This window comes from Marinobacter xiaoshiensis (genome assembly GCF_031631795.1).
Lineage (GTDB): Bacteria > Pseudomonadota > Gammaproteobacteria > Pseudomonadales > Oleiphilaceae > Marinobacter > Marinobacter xiaoshiensis.
In genome coordinates this window covers 1-16,230 of the sequence record NZ_JAVMBO010000014.1, presented here as the reverse complement: position 1 = coordinate 16,230, position 16,230 = coordinate 1, and the positions used below count along the sequence as shown (strand labels likewise).

Genomic DNA, 16,230 nt, shown 5'->3' with positions numbered 1-16,230 from the left:
TGAGTGGGGTTTCTCAGCGCCGGGATAAGCGATAGCGAACCAAGTCCAGAATCCAGACAAGCAGCATTGCCAGCCCCCCGATACCCAGGTTAAGCCAAGCCCGGCCTGCGTTATCTGCATCACCGAGAATCAGTTCATACCCACCGAAAAGCCACGCGGGTATCCACCAACCGGCCAGTTCCGGGGATTCTACAGGCGTCAGCAGCACAGCAACCAAAGCTGCGAGAAGCAGCGTGCGCAAACCGTACAAGGGTAAAAAACGAAACAGCTTTTTCATCATGTAAAAGAACACGGCGAATGCTATGACATAAGCCGCCCAGAAGACGGCGTAAGCAGTTTGTGCGTCAGTATCGATCATTACAGAACCCAGTGAATGATATGTTCTTCCCAGTTTTCTTCTGCCACTTTATCCTCTCGGATTACCTTGTGGCGTATGGAAACACCGGCTTCGTGTACCGTATCCGGGCTCCCACTACGTAGCGGATGCCAATCGGAAAGCGGCCTGCCCTCAGCCAAAGTGCGGTAAGCACAGGTATGGGGCAACCAATGGTAATCGCTTACACTGTCCGGTGTCAGCACTGTACAGCCTGGTACTTTTTCAAGCCGGTCGGGGTAAACCGTGCACCGGCAGGTATCTTCATCCATGAATCGGCAAACAAGATCCGTGTGGTACACCTCACCCGTATCTTCATCTTCAAGCTTGTTCAGGCAGCACTTTCCGCAGCCATCGCACAGAGATTCCCATTCCTGCTGCGTCATCTCATTCAGGCGTTTGCGTTGCCAGAACGGGATTTGCGCAATCATGAATGTTTCATTCCCGGCTTAGTGCGGAAATCCACAACGTAAGAATCCTGTTCTTCAGGCATCTGCAAAAAAAAGTCTTTTTCTTCGATAGCCTTAAGTACCTGCTCACCACTGGTTCTGGCCAATTTGCGCTCGGGTGTCATGATCAGATCCATTGAATGCACAGGCGCGCCAAAAATGGATCTCAAGCTCTCAGGCAACTCTTCCCACTTCTGCCCGCGACGAACAAACATATAGGTATCGCTTTTTTTGCTGCTCCGGAAAACAGACACAAACTCCCGATCTTTCATGATTGCAGGTAATCCTCAATATCATTCATTACCGGCGCAAGGATTCTTGTGCGCCAGCCATGGAAAAAGGGGCTTCCAGCCAGGCTGCTTTCCTGTACAACTTTCTCAAGCCGCTTCCTGGGCGCAAGCAATTCAATAGGAATATCAGCAGCTTCCGCCGCCTTCCTGAAAAACCGCTTAAGGCCTTTAAAGTAATCCTGTTGCTCCCTGGTTAGCGGCGGCGCTATACGATCGAGCCCGGTGGTATCAGCACCACGCCCCTCGTCAACAAGCTTGAGCAACGCTTCGCCATAGCGCCGAACCACGCCACCGGGCACACCCTGGATATCCGAAAGCTCGTTAAGGCTGCCGGGCATTCGCTCGGCAATTGCAATAAGCAGAGGGTCTGCCAACACTCGACCCCGTGGGCGATTGCGCTCTCTGCTCTCCAGTTCCCGCCAAATAACCAATTCCTTCAGCACAAACTGTTGTTCGGCAGTGAGAGCCCAGCCTCCTCGCAAACGCAGATAATGATGGTGCGGGTCGTCTTGCCCGGCGAGTTCCTCTGCAAAGCGGGCAGATTCTTCCACCAACGCCGCCTCCAGGCCCCGCTCCCTCAGATGTGCGCTAACCCACTCGTACATGGGTGCCAGAAAGCGTATGTCCTCAATGGCATAGCGCTGCTGGGCCTCGCTCAAGGGGCGAGAGACCCAATCAGACCGGGTAACAGATTTATCCAGCGCTTCGCCAAACAATGTTTCAACCAACCGCGCATAACCCAGTGAAAAGCCGGCGCCAGCCATTGCCGCCCCAATTTGCAGGTCTACGACACCCTTTGGGTTAATCCCCAGCCAATCACGAAAGAGCTCAAGATCTTCACTCATCGCGTAGAGTAGCTTGGTCACCGAAGGTTCAGCCAGAATTTCCCGGAAACGGGTGGACCGCTCGGCCACGTCCGGATCTACCAGACAAAAACTGTCTCCAAGACCAAGTTGAACCAGCCCGGGAATGGGATAAAAGGTACTTACCCGCTCAAATTCAGTGTCCAGAACAAGGGGTAGCCCCGGTGCACTGTCCAGCCATTCATTTAACTCCTCCGGTTTTGCAATCCAGGTGATGGTTTCAGGTGCCGGAGGAACGGCAATAGCGGATTCAGGAAGTGTCATAAAAAAGGCCAGTCAAAAAGCGCCATACAGGCGCCAGTGCGGAATCAGTCCAGCAGGGGTTTTCTGCCGCGAAACGCATGTGTGAGAGTAAAACCGTCAACGTAACCAAGCTCACCACCTACCGGTATACCATGGGCAAGGCGCGTGATGAGGATATTGGAACCATCAAGTCGATCAGAGATGTAGTGGGCAGTGGCTTCACCCTCCACCGTAGGGTTAGTGGCAAGAATGAGCTCGGTAACGCCTTCGGAGCGTACCCGGCGCAAAAGGCGCTCAATGCCGATTTCATCAGGGCCGACACCGTCTATGGGAGACAAATGCCCCATAAGAACAAAGTAGCTGCCCTTGTAATCCCCCGCCTGCTCAATGGCTAATAAATCCGATGGGCTTTCTACCACGCAGAGTGTGCCATTGCTACGAACCGGGTTTTCACAAATCCCGCACACTTCAGTATCCGAAAAGTTCTGGCAACTTTCGCAGCGGCGGACCTTCTCCATAGCGTTGCTCAAAGCATCAGATAACCGGGTACCACCGGAGCGCGCACGCTCAAGCAAGTGGAAGGCCATGCGCTGGGCGGTTTTCTGGCCAACGCCGGGCAAACACCTAAGGGATTCGACAAGTTCATCAACCAGCGGGCTGAACGCCATGAAACATCCTCAAACTGCAGATCAGAATAGAGTCTTTAAAACGGCATTTTGAAGCCGGGAGGCATACCCATCCCAGACATCATGCCAGACATTGCATCTTTCTGGTTGGCTTCTACCCGGCGCACGGCATCGTTAACAGCCGCGGCCAGCAGGTCTTCCAGGATGTCCTTTTCTTCCGACATCAAGGAGGGGTCGATTTCCACCTTGCGAACATCGTGGCGGCCATTCATGGTTACTTTTACCAGGCCAGCACCAGATTCGCCGGTAATTTCAGCTTTGGCTGCCTCCTCCTGAGCCTTTTGCATTTGTTCTTGCATCTTCTGGGCCTTTTTCATCAGCCCCCCCATATCATTCAGCATGGTTTATCTCCTGCTTGTTTCTATTGGCCGGTCGTCTGCTGCTACTGGCCTGATACTATCTTCAACAACCCGCGCCTCAAACCGCTCCACAATGGACTGCACCAGCGGGTCGTTACGAATGGATTCTACGGCAGCGCTCTGGCGCAGAACTCGCTGGCGCTCTTCAAAAGCCGCTGGCGTGTTCGGGCCTGGGTCACCCTGCTCTATCTTCAATTGAATGGCGTCGCCAAAGTGATTTCTCAAGGCAGCCAGAATTTTTTCTTCGTGCCTGTCATTCAGTAATCTGGCGTGGCCATCATCAATCAGCAGCGTGATGGTGTTACCACTGCGTGACATAGCGCCATTGCTGGCCAGATTGCCAGGCATCCCGACAATGCCGAGGCTGCGAAAATCCCGCTCCCAGACAAACTCCCCCTCTGCCATTGGCGTTGGCATGTCTTGAATAGGCGTTGTCGAGGTCTCTGCTGGAACTGGTGGGCTAGCCATCTCAGCCTGTGGCGCAACTTCTGTTTCGCGCGCCAGCTCAGGCTCAGGCTCAGGCTCAGGCTCAGGATAATCTGGCTGAGATTCCGCTTGAGCATCAAGGCTGGCTAGCCAGGCATCGTCGGCAGGTGCATCGGTGTAGCCCTGTGGCTCAATTTCCTGATCGGGCGCTGGCGCCGGTTCAGGTTCAGGCACTGGCTGCTCGATTGCCTTTGGCGCGGGTGCGGGTGCAGCAGCGGCAGGCTCAGGTTCATCCCTGGACTCCCCTTCGACTGCAGAGCCCGCATTGCTCGCAGCCGGTGGCGCGCGGCGATCAGAGCCAGGACGGAAGGCCAGCATACGGAGCAATGTCATCTCGAAACCCATGCGGGCATCAGGAGTAATTGCCAGGTCTTTTCGGCCGATCAGCGCAGCCTGATAAAACAATTGGGCATCTTCTGCACTGAGCTTACGGGCCAGGGATTGCACTTGCGCGGCATCGCCCAGCGCGTTATCGGCACTTCCCGGAACCACTTGCTCCATAGTTACCCGATGGAACAGCGACAGAAGATCCGCGAGTATAATGCTGTAATCCGGGGCAAAGTCCGAGATACGGTTGATTTCCGCCAGCAAGGCCGGGCCGTCCCGCTCTACCAGCGCATTTACAATCCGCTCAATGTCCCGCTGGTCAATGGTCCCCAGCATGCTGCTGACATCGCTGGCAGAAAGCTTCTGGTTACCGAATGCAATGGCTTGGTCCGTAAGGCTCAACGCATCCCGCATACTGCCGTCAGCTGCACGGGCCAACAGCCAAAGTGCAGGCTCTTCAAAGGGTATCTGCTCGGCCGTAAGAACGTTTGTGAGATGCCCGGCAATATGTTCCGGTGTCATGCGCTTCAAATTAAATTGCAAGCAACGCGAGAGAACCGTTACGGGCAACTTTTGAGGATCGGTGGTCGCCAACAGGAACTTGACATGCTCAGGCGGCTCCTCAAGGGTTTTGAGAAACGCATTAAACGACTGATTGGTAAGCATGTGCACCTCGTCGATGAGGTACACCTTATAGCGCCCGCGGCTGGGCGCGTACTGAACGTTATCCGTCAGCTCCCGCATATCGTCCACGCCGGTGCGGGATGCGGCATCAATTTCAATCAGGTCAACAAACCGGCCCTCCTGAATCTCCACACAACTGGAGCAGGTACCGCAAGGGCGAGGTGTTATCCCGGTTTCGCAGTTAAGGCAGCGAGCGAGCAAACGCCCAATGGTAGTCTTACCAACGCCTCGAGTGCCGGTAAACAGATAAGCATGGTGCAGGCGCTGGTTTTCCAATGCGTGAATTAACGCCTGGAGAACGTGTTCCTGGCCCACCATATCTTCAAAGATGCGAGGGCGCCATTTACGGGCAAGTACCTGATAGCTCATGATCCGCCAAATGCTGAGAAAAACGCCTGCAACTTTAGCACGGACACGGATTTATAAGAAGTTATAAGGGTGCGGGAATGAAAGCTTGAGGGGGATTTCGACAGAAAAACCAAGGGCAAAACTGGGGGTGGCCCCACCAGCGACACTCCGGCACACAATTCCACCGCTGCGGCTGCTCCCTTCCGGGCCTGACCGGGTTCGCGGTTTCATGTTGCGGAGGCACCAATGGAGCCACCATATCGGCGTTTCAGAACAAACTCTCTGAAAGCGGCGCGAATCTTAACAAAAGGGTTTGCGGACTACAACGGCAAATCCCCAACACCGTCGAATTGCTATTAAATAGTGCCGATAGCTATTGTATGACAGGAGTCGCCCAAAACACGGTTTTGACTTACTCTTGAAGCAAGCAGATGCACTTAAGTACGGAACAGAGCCCTATGCCTGAAAGCAGCAAACCGCCTTTATCCCTTTCTCCGGGCCAATGGTCCTTTATCCGCTGGAATACAATCGGGCAACTGGAAGCACTGGAAATTCACCACCCCCTGTTCGAAGCCACGCTGTTTCTGCAGGGTGCGCATCTCACCCGGTTTATTCCCAAGAGCGATGAAAACTGGCTATGGATGAGCCCAACCGCTCGATTCGAACCGGGCCGAGCAATTCGCGGCGGCATTCCCATCTGCTGGCCATGGTTCGGCGACCCCGCCCGCAATGCGCCCGAGGTGCGAAAACGTATCAAAACCCAAGGCCCACATGGGCTTGGCCGCACCGCTGTGTGGAAGCTTGAAGATGTATGCGAAAGCGCCCATGAAGTGGAAATATCCCTGTCGCTTGACGCCAACCAGGATTTTGACAATGTCTGGCATGGCCATGCCTTGGCCCTGCTCACCTTCAATTTTTCGGTACGCGGTTGCCAACTAGCCCTCACCACTACAAACCTCGGTAGCGAGCCCCTCGCCTTCAGCCAGGCATTACACACCTATCTACCAACAAGTGATATCAAAGGTACAAGGATTCTGGGCTTAGGGTTTGCCCACTACATAGATACCTTGAAAAACTGGGAATACTGCACCCAGGACGGCCCTGTCTATTTTGATGGGGAAACCGACCGAATTTACGAAAATGGCGACCCTCTCACGGTAGTGACACCCGCTACAAGCCGCAAACTTACAGCCATTGGTAGTGACTCCACCGTGGTATGGAACCCGGGGCCGAAGAAAGCCCTAAAACTAAGCGATTTCCCGGACACTGCCTGGCAGACAATGCTATGTGTCGAAACTGCCAATGCAGCCAGCGATTATAGAGTGCTTAATAGTGGTCAGAGCCACACTCTTGGTGTTCTCATCGGGCGTGGCTAAAACTGACAACAATCAGTGGCAGCAGATAGCGGCTACAGCATGGCTCTATATAGGGAGTGCACATGAGTTTGGTATCCTTTGTGAAATCCCTGCTGGTCTCATCGGAACTGGATGAACAAATCAACCGCATCCGAAAACCCATAGGCACACTGGGCTACGACCCCTGGGGTTATAATAACGAGGCCGTCAAATTCGGGTTCTCGCTGGTTAAGCCAATTTATGAGAAATACTTTCGCACCGAGGCCCATGGCGTTGACCACATTCCGGCGGAGGGGCCTGTCCTGATTATAGGGAACCACAGCGGCCAACTCCCGATTGACGGCATACTTGTTGGTTATGCCCTGGCCTCCCGCAAGAAAAACCCCCGCATCCCCCGCGCAATGATCGAACGCTTCTTCCCGACGGTACCCTGGCTCGGCAATCTGTTGAATGAAGTAGGCGCTGTGCTCGGAGATCCGGTGAACTGCGCCAGAATGCTGGCCAACAACGAAGCAATAATAGTGTTTCCGGAGGGTGTGCGTGGTTCCGGCAAGCTCTACCGGGATCGTTACAAACTCCAGCGCTTTGGCGCCGGATTCATGCATCTGGCCATGAAATACAATGCGGCTGTCGTGCCTGTTGGCATAGTGGGGTGTGAAGAAACCGTCCCCTCCATCGCCAACATCAAACCCTTGGCAAAAGCACTCAGCGTGCCCTACGTCCCGCTTGCACTGCCGATTGTCTTCCCCGCCAAGGTTCACCTTAACTTCGGCCCGCCAATGTACTTTAAGGGGGGAGACTTTTCAGACGCAGAGATAGATGAACGGGTTGATCAAGTAAAGACGGAAATAAACCGCCTCATTGAAAAAGGCCTGACAGAAAGAAAAAGGTTGTTCTGATGCCCGCTCACAAAAACAAGCAACCCAAGCCCAGCATTCTGATCACAGGCGCCGCAGGCGCGCTCGCGCAACAAGTGATTCAGCGCCTGCGAGAAACCTGCAACCTTGTGGCAGTAGACGCTCGCGTACGGGTAGAACTTGGCGACCAGATCCCCAGCTACTGCATCGATTTTAACAAGCGCACCTTCGAAGACCTGTTTCGCCGCTATCAGTTCGACACCGTGATACACATGGGCCGAATCCGATCCAGCCAACTCTCCCGCATGCGTCGCTACAACGCCAACGTGCTAGGCACGCAAAAATTGTTGGACCTCAGCCACAAGTACGGTATTCGCCGAGTTGTCGTGCTTTCCACCTACCATGTATACGGCGCCATGGCCTACAACCCGGCCCTGATCGACGAATCGGCACCTCTCAAGAGTGCTGGCCTGAGTGCCGATCTGATTGATTCAGTAGAGCTGGAGAACCTTGCAAGCATCTATTTGTGGCGCTACCCGGAGCTGAACATCAGCGTCCTGCGCCCATGCAACATAGTGGGTCCCAGCGTTCGCAACACAATAGCCAAACTACTCGCCAGCCCTCTGGCGCCAGTAATGGCCGGCTTTTCCCCGATGATGCAGTTTATACACATCGATGACATGGCAGACGCCATAGTGCTCGCCAGCCAAAAGCCAACACGGGGAATTTTCAACGTGGCACCAAACGATTGGGTAGCCTACCAACGAGCACTGGAACTCTGCGGTTGCACACGAGTTCCAATACCCTCCGTGCCACCCGCACTGCCACGATTGATACTGCGCACCATCGGGCTAAAGCGCTTTCCTGCGTACTTGATGGATTTCTTCAAGTATCCGGTGGTAATTGACGGCAGAGCCTTTGAGAATGAGTATGGCTTTACACCGAAACGGTCACTTAAGGAAATATTCCGGTTTTACAGGGACAACAAAAAGCCTTTGTAGAGATGAAGCAGTATGCAAAAAGCCACCGAATTACGGTGGCTTTTTGCATTAACTGACGAGTGTCAGGCTTTTTTACGCCGGGCTGCCAGTCCGGCCAGGCCCAGACCCAGAAGCGCAAGAGTGCCTGGCTCAGGCACACTTACCGGAGGCTTGGGCGTGAACACTAAAAGGTCCTGAGAGTCTGCACCGCCTGGAACAGTGACGGCGTCCAGAACATACATAACGTAATCCTCAGATTGGCCAGCCAATCCAGCTAGCCACCCATCAGCGAGTGTGCGGGAGCCACTAAAACCGGTATCAGCCTGGAAGTTACCGCTCTGAAGGCCATAAGAACCGCCTGTCTCATAGATAACTTCCCACAAAGCAAGCTGGAAAGCAGCAGATGAACCTACACCAGCTACGCTGCTTTGGTATCCGGTGTAAAGCTTGCTAATGGATGACACCAAATTTGCGTTGTTGAAATAACTATCCGCCGTTTTCAGCTCATACGTTCTGTTGCTTTCATCCAGAACCACATCAAGGTCAATGCAGAATGCGTCGAGAGCGCCAGTCCAGGCAATTGGCGAAGCTCCAACAGCGTTGCTCGTTGTGAAATTAAACATGCCAGCATTGTAGTTGTTGTAATTACTGCTTGTAGCTGTGTTCGACAGATTTCCACTGTTGAAGCCGTGGGTGGCCCCCTGATAATCCAAATCAATAGTTGGGCCAGCAGCGACATTCCCGGCAAACATGGCACCAGATAGCGAAGCAATAGCAAGCAATTTAAGTTTTTTGTTCATAGCGCGATCCTTTTGCATCCTGTTCGGTTTGTACCATCCCCAAAACAGCAATAGTCACACCAGCAATACGCAATTGACTATTTTTCATACACATAGAAAGAGCCCGACACGGGAAACTGCCTAACAGTCAGTTGTCATGTAAAATTTACCGACATATACAACCTGCTTGCATGTTCAGTAATAACTCATGGGAGTTGCACAGAACCGCCGGCAACCTCAAACTACACCTATCCATGGAATAGGTAGATTGCATGCTTCCAGATTTGAGCGTGATAAGTCACGGCGCAGCGGCTGTGGTATTTGCAATACTTTCAGTGCTTGTAGGCACTCGTTACCTGCGTCGCGACATAGATCGGGCTCTATTCCTTGCTGCCCTGGTTACCACCCTGTGGGCTTCAACCCTCGTTACCCAAAGCCTATGGGGCCATCCCGGCTTTTTTATTCGCTACCTTTTGGAATTGCTCCGCGACACCTCCTGGATCCTCCTTCTGTTTGCAATGCTGCGAGACACCTTTCGCCATGGGCGGCTTAGCGGGCAACTAAAAAAGTTCCTTGGTGGCGCGACAAGCATTCTGCTCATCACACTACTCGTCATTGGTAGTCTTGAATTCATATTCGGCATCGCCTTGGTGGACGGCAAAACCAAACTCATCGGCCAGATTGCCCTGTCACTTCTCGGGCTCTCTCTGGTAGAACAGATCTGGCGCAATGCACCCGCGCTCGGCCGGTCCAGCATGAAGTATCTGTGCATAGGCACTGCTACCATCTTTATTTTTGATTTCCTGATGTACGCCGACGCATTGCTGTTTGGCTCGATTGCAGATTCATTCTGGAACGCACGGGGCTTCGTTAACGCAGCACTGGTCCCTCTGTTTGCAATAAACGTAGTCAACACTCGCAAACAACCTATTGATTTCCAACTGTCCCGTTCAGCAGTATTTCATGCCAGCACGCTCATCATAGCCGGCGCTTACCTGCTACTCCTCTCTGTGAGTGGATATTACGTTCGAATTCTTGGTGGCGATTGGGGCGAAGCCTTACAGGTACTCCTGTCTGCAGTTGCTCTGGTGTTTCTGGCAACCCTGGTACTCTCTCGCAGGATACGAGCAAAACTCATGGTTCTGATCAGCCAGAACTTCTTCGACTACAAATACGATTACCGGGATGAATGGCTAAAACTCACCAAAGAGCTGGCATACCTGACCGATGAACCGCCCCTCACCCAACGAGTAATCCGCATTCTGGCGGGACTGGTGGAGAGCAACGCAGGCGCCATTTGGCTCAAAAGCGATCAAGGGGCCTACACCCTGAGAGAATCTGCCAATCTCGCCACACCCAGATACACAGTTATAGATGAAGATGCCGAACTGGTGCGCTTATTCAACGAAAAAGAATGGATAGTCAATCTAGACGAATACAGAGCCGACCCTGTGAGCTACGACCTGCTGGAGATTCCCGATGCCATTGCCAAAACCCCGGATGCCTGGCTGATTATCCCCCTGTACCTGAGCAATGAACTCTACGGTATAGCAATGATTGGCCAACCCTACGCCCGTGTCGACCTGAACTGGGAGAACTTCGACCTTATTAAGGTGGTTGCCCGGCAAACCTGTAACCTGTTGGCACAGGCTGACGCACAGAACCGGCTATCCCGCGCCATGCAATTTGAAGCCGTCAGCAAAGCATCTGCCTTCATGGTGCACGACCTCAAAACAGTCGTTGCGCAACTAACACTACTGGTAAACAACGCGCAGAAACACAAAAACAACCCTGCATTTATTGAAGACATGATCAACACCACAGACCATGCGGTTCGAAAAATGTCCAACCTGCTAGCCCACATTCGCAAACCTGCAGCAGATGACATGGAAAAGTGCATAAAGCTGGACCTGACAGAACTCGTAAGCGAACTCGTTGATCACTACAGCAGGCAACAACCGGCACCGAAACTCGACGGTGGTCAACCGCACATACTCGTGAAAGCCGACCCCGAACAGCTAAAAAGCGTACTCGGCCACCTGATACAAAACGCCCAGGATGCCACTCCCCCCGATGGCGAGGTCAGCCTGTCGCTAAAGATTGCCAAAGGCAATGTTGTGCTGTTTATTCAAGACACCGGCTGTGGAATGAGTGATGACTTTATTAATGATCGGCTGTTCAAAGCCTTTGAAAGTACCAAAGGGCTAACCGGCATGGGAATTGGCGCCTACCAGGCCCGGGAATACATACAAAAGCTGGGCGGAACAATAGATGCCACCAGCGAACCTGGCGTAGGGTCATGTTTTTCAGTGCGAATACCCCTGGCAGAACGCTCGGAACACGGAAATCAGACGAATAAACAGCCGATTATCGACCTGCCGAGCCCGCCGGAGTTTGTCAATTAAATGGCGAGCAAGCACAACAGATGAATCGATCATTGCAAAGTGTCAATGTTCAGTTGAGAATCAGATATATTGGAACATTAAAACAAAGGACTTGTTGCTGTTGTGACTAGACGACTACTGATTGTAGAAGACGATCCGGGCCTGCAAAGCCAGATGCGCTGGTGTTTCAGCGACGACCTGGAAGTGACTGTCGCCTCAGACAGGGAAGCTGCCCTCACCGCGCTGCGGCGCGAAGAACCCCACGTGGTAACGCTGGACCTTGGCCTGCCGCCAGATCCAGGCGGCGCAACGGAAGGCTTTGCCCTGCTGGAGGAAATTCTGCGGCTTGCGCCTTTAACCAAGGTCATTGTCGTAACCGGTCGGGAGGACAAGGAAAATGCCGTCAAAGCAATCGGCATGGGCGCATCAGACTTCTACCAGAAGCCTTTGGAAGCCGACATCCTCACCTTTGTAGTTAACCGCGCGTTTCGCCTGGCCGAGCTGGAGCGGGAAAATCAGGATCTTTCTCAGCAAAACAACGGTACCAGCATCAAAGGTATCATCGCAGCCAGCCCGCAAATGATGGCCGTATGCCGCACGCTGGAGAAAGTTGCACCTACAGATGTAACCACCCTCATCATCGGTGAAACAGGTACAGGCAAAGAAGTTCTTGCCCGCGCACTGCACGACCTCAGCCCTCGTGCAGGCAATGCCTTTGCCGCCATTAACTGTGCCGCCATTCCAGAAAACCTTCTGGAAAGCGAGCTGTTCGGCTTCGAAAAAGGCGCCTTCACTGGAGCTACGCAAGCCAAAAAAGGCAAGATCGAAAGCGCCAACGGCGGCACTCTCTTTCTCGATGAGATCGGCGACATGCCTATGTCGCTTCAATCCAAGCTGCTGCGCTTCCTGCAAGAGCGTGTTGTAGACAGGGTGGGGTCTGTTAAACCCATTCCCGTAGACGTAAGAGTAGTGTGCGCCACACACCAAAAGCTTTCCCAGCTTATTGAGAACGGTGATTTCCGTGAGGATCTATATTACCGGATCAGCGAAATAACCCTCGACGTTCCCGCCGTAAGGGAGCGAGATGGTGACGCACTGGTTATCGCCCAATCATTGCTGAAGTCCCTTGGCAAGCAAATGGACAGACAAAACCTTACCTTTTCAGACGACGCCGTAAACGCCATTAACAGCTACTCCTGGCCAGGCAACGTTCGGGAAATGATCAACAAAGTGAAGCGAGCCACCATCATGGCGGATGGCAAGCGGATAACCGCCGAAGACCTGGAACTGCCGGGGTGCGATGAGCCTGCAGTAAGCCACCTGAACCTGCGCCAGGTACGGGAGCAGGCCGAAAGCAAAGCAATAATGCAGGCGCTTCAGACCAGCGGCTTCAATATGACTCAGGCCTCCCGGCTTTTGGGCATTACACGCCCTACCCTGTACAACCTCACCGACAAATATAAAATCGACACATCGGCAGTGGCTCCGGAAGTATAAGCAACCCTCCGGCACACGATGGCAGCGCACAGCTCAAGGAGCAGTTTTACATGATCACAAGGCAAACAAAAAAGAAAACACTTCCCGGGCTGGTTCTGGTGAGCAGCCTTATGCTTGCAGCACCGCTGCTATTATCCGGCTGCAACAGCGGTCCAGATACCTCGGAGGCGCTCTCTCACATTACACGTGCAGAGACATATTCTGACCAGGGACAATACCGCTCGGCCCTGCTGGAAATCAAAAATGCCATCCAGAAAGACCCGAACAATGTTGAGCACATCGTTCGCCTGGCGGATATGTATTTAGAGCTGGGCGCCTCCAAAGAAGCCGCAGAACTCCTGGCTCCCTGGGTGAAAGAACAACCAAACGCCGTGGCCCTGACTTTGGCCCGCGCCTATGTAGAACAGGGTAAGCACCTTTCAGCAACCGAAACGCTGGCACTGCAAACCCCAAGCTCTCCAGATGACCAACTTGAAGCCTCACTGATCCGGGCAGAAGCTTTGCGCAGATCCGGCGAAGTAGCCGAAGCCCTTGCCCTGTACACCAGCCTGGCCACAAGCAATGGCTCTAGCATCCCGGCGATCACCGGTGTTCTGCAAGCCCAGATCAATCTCGGCAAAAACGAGCAAGCAGTAGAAACCGCCGACAACTGGCTTGCAAAAAACCAGGCGGCCCCAGAAGTTCTTTACTGGAAAGGCCAGGCCCAGTACCGGCTGAATCAACTTGATCTGGCCGCTGCGACACTCACAGATGCGGTTGGCGAGCTGCCCACATCCGATATTTTCCTGCCCATTCGGCGCAATGTACTCACCACCCTGTCTCGAGTGCTTACCGAGCAAGGCAAGATAACCGAAGCCCAGATTTATAACCGGATACTGGCAGAAAACATCAACACTGGCGCACGTGAACAAGCCGAAGCCGCTGTTGCTGCACTCAAAGAAGGCAATTTTGAGGAAGCCAAAGCCATACTTCGCGATACCCTGAAGCTTGATCCTGAAAATGAGCAGGTCGCCCTGATGTTAGGTGCCATATCCGCTGGCACCGGCGATCTTGATGAAGGCGCCCAGCTACTTAAAGAAAACCTCGACCCGGAAACAACCCCCGTACAGTTCATACGGGCGGCCACCATGGCCCAGATTGATACCGGCGATAGAGAAGATGCACTTGCAACCTTAACCCGTGCCATAGAGGCTCGCCCGAATGATAACGAGCTGCTGGCCATGCACGGTATTCTTGCTCTCAGCCTGCCCGGCCACGAGAACGCTGGTATCGCAAGCCTCAGTAAAGCTGTTGGAAACGAGCCTGGGCGCGTAAGGTTGCGGTTGGCCCTCGCAAGGCATTACCTGCAAAACGACCAACCCGAGCAGGCCCTTGGCCAATTGCGCATGGCATTCACCTCCGACCCCTCAGATTGGTCTACTACCAGCACCTACCTGAACGTATTGATCCAGCAGGGTGAACAGCAGGAAGCCGCAGAAATCCGCGACTCACTGCTTAACGGCTATGGAGACCAACCCCGGGCAATTCTGCTGGCAAGCCTTGCCGACGCACGGCTTGGAAACCCCGATGCAGCAATAGCACGCCTCGAAAAGCTAACAAAAGAAAGCCCCGAGCTACAGGCTCCGAAAGTTGCACTTGCAAGCCTCTATGCCCAAACCGGCAAACGCAGTGATGCCGTTGATTTACTGGTAGATGCTGCCACCATCACACCAGATGCCATCCGCCCGCTGCAGCAAGCCGGCCAGATCTACATGCAAGACCACACAGTACCCGAGGCGAAAAGCTGGTTAGCCGATGTCGCCAAAGCGCACCCTGAGCTTAAACAGAACACAGACACACTCACCGCACTGATCGCCATCACCCAAGGCGAACTGGCATCCGCCAGAGCCACGCTGTCGCAATGGAAAGACAGCGATTCCATAACTGTAAAACGCGCCCACGGCCAATTGCTACTGGCCGAAGCAAAGGCTGCAGCCGACAAAAAGGACTGGACAAAAGCCCGGGCAAAAGCTGCCGAAGCCATAGCCCTTGAGCCGGAAAACATCGGTTTTGCACTCTTGCCCGCAGGCATCGCACAGATGGAAGGCAAACTAGACGATGCCTTTAGTGCTCTGGATGGCGTCGAAAAAATTCACGGCGAACTACCCGCAACCATCCTGTCGCGTACCAGGCTCTTGCAACAACAAAAGGGCCCTGAAGGTGCGTACGCCTATCTTTCAGAAAGATGGCAGGCCACCAAAAATCCAAGCCTGATGCCCTCCCTCATTGTGCTTGCCCAAGCGAGCGCACCAGACTCAATGGATGGCTTAACCCGAAACTGGGTACAGGAAGCACCACAAAGCCTTGCCGCACACATGGCAAGAGCCGACTGGCTATTGACCAATGGTCAGGAGACGGCTGCTGTAAGTCACTATGAACAGGTGATAGCCAAACAACCAAACAGCGTAACTGCGCTCAACAACCTTGCCTGGACGCTTCGCGAAGAAAACCCCAAGCGTGCACTCAATCTGGCGAAACAAGCAAGCGAGCTCGCACCGAACAGCCCAGCTGTATTGGACACCTATGGCTGGATCCTGCACCTGTCTGGTCAACAGACAGAAGCGAAAGCAGTGATAGAAAAAGCACTGGATCTCGCACCAGGTAATGCCGAGATTGAAGAGCATCTAGAGGCTGTTAAAAAAGCCATGTAAAGAACCTCGACAAGCCCTGTCGGGTTCGAATACACAAAAGGCCTGAGGCATTAGCGTCTCAGGCCTTTTTTTATACGCTCGTCGATTTTTTTTACATGTCACATCCAGAGCCCAATAAATATCTATATATATCAGCGTATTGAAAACTTGGCACGCGAATCGCTTTGTATTACCCATAGGATCGGGTACTACCGGTCGTATGCCAAACCACCTGTGAGGGTGGGACGGAAAGCCAAGGATCTCTAAAGCAATAAGAGACAGCCTGGTTGCAAGCAAACTATATGGAATTAGAGCTAGACAACCGGAGAAATATTATGAAACTCAAACTCTTAGCAGCTGCCATTGCCGCTTCAGCACTGTCAGTCTCAGCACAAGCCAATATATTCGTTACCAACGACGGCCTTGACGGCGTAGGTACAGGTATTCAGAACGTTCTTGACACTGTAACTGTTGGTGGCCCTTCATCAGTTAACGTGAACACTGATCAACTTGATGATGGTTTAGACAGCTACTGGAACATCACAGGCACTGGCGGCAGTGTTAGCACATTTGTAATGGAGATTGCCGGCAACGCTGGAAC

At 53.2% G+C, this 16,230-nt stretch carries 14 protein-coding genes, 1 other RNA gene, 1 pseudogene and 1 riboswitch; of the genes and pseudogenes, 7 read left to right on the top strand and 9 right to left on the bottom strand.

Going from position 1 to position 16,230, the window contains the following annotated elements; genetic code table 11:
• Positions 1 to 13 precede the first annotated feature (13 nt).
• The 8 genes from RKA07_RS09970 to ffs all read right to left on the bottom strand — a co-directional run bounded on the left by RKA07_RS09970 (position 14) and on the right by ffs (position 5,357).
• The gene (locus RKA07_RS09970) at positions 14 to 358 is read right to left on the bottom strand and encodes a hypothetical protein (RefSeq protein WP_200200811.1); all 345 of its coding nucleotides are present in this window, start codon (positions 356 to 358) and stop codon (positions 14 to 16) included.
• On the bottom strand, positions 358 to 804 hold the full coding sequence (locus RKA07_RS09965; protein WP_310966242.1) for a YcgN family cysteine cluster protein: 447 nt from the start codon (positions 802 to 804) through the stop codon (positions 358 to 360). The genes RKA07_RS09970 and RKA07_RS09965 overlap by 1 nt, the downstream gene beginning before the upstream one ends.
• On the bottom strand, positions 801 to 1,094 hold the full coding sequence (locus RKA07_RS09960; protein ID WP_200369487.1) for a YcgL domain-containing protein: 294 nt from the start codon (positions 1,092 to 1,094) through the stop codon (positions 801 to 803). The genes RKA07_RS09965 and RKA07_RS09960 overlap by 4 nt, the downstream gene beginning before the upstream one ends.
• On the bottom strand, positions 1,091 to 2,239 hold the full coding sequence (locus RKA07_RS09955) for a ribonuclease D (RefSeq protein ID WP_200369486.1): 1,149 nt from the start codon (positions 2,237 to 2,239) through the stop codon (positions 1,091 to 1,093). The genes RKA07_RS09960 and RKA07_RS09955 overlap by 4 nt, the downstream gene beginning before the upstream one ends.
• A gap of 44 nt (positions 2,240 to 2,283) precedes the next feature.
• Complete coding sequence (gene recR / locus RKA07_RS09950) at positions 2,284 to 2,886, bottom strand: recombination mediator RecR (RefSeq protein ID WP_200200815.1); 603 nt, start codon at positions 2,884 to 2,886, stop codon at positions 2,284 to 2,286.
• 35 nt (positions 2,887 to 2,921) lie between these two features.
• Positions 2,922 to 3,245 (bottom strand): YbaB/EbfC family nucleoid-associated protein, encoded by a 324-nt coding sequence (locus RKA07_RS09945; protein ID WP_200200816.1) that lies wholly within the window; start codon positions 3,243 to 3,245, stop codon positions 2,922 to 2,924.
• 3 nt (positions 3,246 to 3,248) lie between these two features.
• Complete coding sequence (dnaX, locus tag RKA07_RS09940; protein ID WP_310966241.1) at positions 3,249 to 5,129, bottom strand: DNA polymerase III subunit gamma/tau; 1,881 nt, start codon at positions 5,127 to 5,129, stop codon at positions 3,249 to 3,251.
• A gap of 131 nt (positions 5,130 to 5,260) precedes the next feature.
• Positions 5,261 to 5,357: signal recognition particle sRNA small type (gene ffs, locus RKA07_RS09935), an RNA gene on the bottom strand.
• A 209-nt stretch (positions 5,358 to 5,566) separates the two neighbouring features.
• Between ffs and RKA07_RS09930 the strand changes: the two genes are divergently transcribed.
• The 3 genes from RKA07_RS09930 (at position 5,567) to RKA07_RS09920 (ending at position 8,321) form a co-directional block, all read left to right on the top strand.
• Entirely contained in the window at positions 5,567 to 6,484 is a 918-nt protein-coding gene (locus RKA07_RS09930; RefSeq protein ID WP_310966240.1) for a D-hexose-6-phosphate mutarotase, read from the top strand.
• A gap of 62 nt (positions 6,485 to 6,546) precedes the next feature.
• Positions 6,547 to 7,362 carry a lysophospholipid acyltransferase family protein gene (locus tag RKA07_RS09925; RefSeq protein ID WP_200200819.1) on the top strand — a complete coding sequence of 272 codons (816 nt, stop codon included), beginning with the start codon at positions 6,547 to 6,549 and terminating at the stop codon, positions 7,360 to 7,362.
• Positions 7,362 to 8,321: an SDR family oxidoreductase gene (locus RKA07_RS09920; RefSeq protein WP_200369482.1), complete on the top strand. Its 960-nt coding sequence runs from the start codon at positions 7,362 to 7,364 to the stop codon at positions 8,319 to 8,321. Before RKA07_RS09925 ends, RKA07_RS09920 begins: the two co-directional genes overlap by 1 nt.
• Before the next feature lie 62 nt (positions 8,322 to 8,383).
• Here the strand turns inward: RKA07_RS09920 and RKA07_RS09915 are convergent, their stop codons facing one another.
• A complete protein-coding gene (locus RKA07_RS09915) occupies positions 8,384 to 9,100 on the bottom strand; it encodes a PEP-CTERM sorting domain-containing protein (protein ID WP_310966239.1) in 717 nt (238 codons plus the stop codon).
• A gap of 251 nt (positions 9,101 to 9,351) precedes the next feature.
• Here RKA07_RS09915 and prsK point away from each other — a divergent pair, with 251 nt between their 5' ends.
• From prsK to RKA07_RS09895, 4 genes and pseudogenes are all read left to right on the top strand, one after another.
• Positions 9,352 to 11,484 (top strand): XrtA/PEP-CTERM system histidine kinase PrsK, encoded by a 2,133-nt coding sequence (prsK, locus tag RKA07_RS09910; RefSeq protein WP_200369481.1) that lies wholly within the window; start codon positions 9,352 to 9,354, stop codon positions 11,482 to 11,484.
• 102 nt (positions 11,485 to 11,586) lie between these two features.
• On the top strand, positions 11,587 to 12,960 hold the full coding sequence (prsR, locus tag RKA07_RS09905; protein WP_200200822.1) for a PEP-CTERM-box response regulator transcription factor: 1,374 nt from the start codon (positions 11,587 to 11,589) through the stop codon (positions 12,958 to 12,960).
• A 50-nt stretch (positions 12,961 to 13,010) separates the two neighbouring features.
• Positions 13,011 to 15,650, top strand: a complete 2,640-nt coding sequence (locus RKA07_RS09900) for a tetratricopeptide repeat protein (RefSeq protein WP_310966238.1) — start codon at positions 13,011 to 13,013, stop codon at positions 15,648 to 15,650.
• 191 nt (positions 15,651 to 15,841) lie between these two features.
• A riboswitch (cyclic di-GMP riboswitch) is annotated at positions 15,842 to 15,924 on the top strand.
• 40 nt (positions 15,925 to 15,964) lie between these two features.
• Positions 15,965 to 16,230, top strand: a pseudogene (locus RKA07_RS09895) (PEP-CTERM sorting domain-containing protein); the annotation flags it as partial.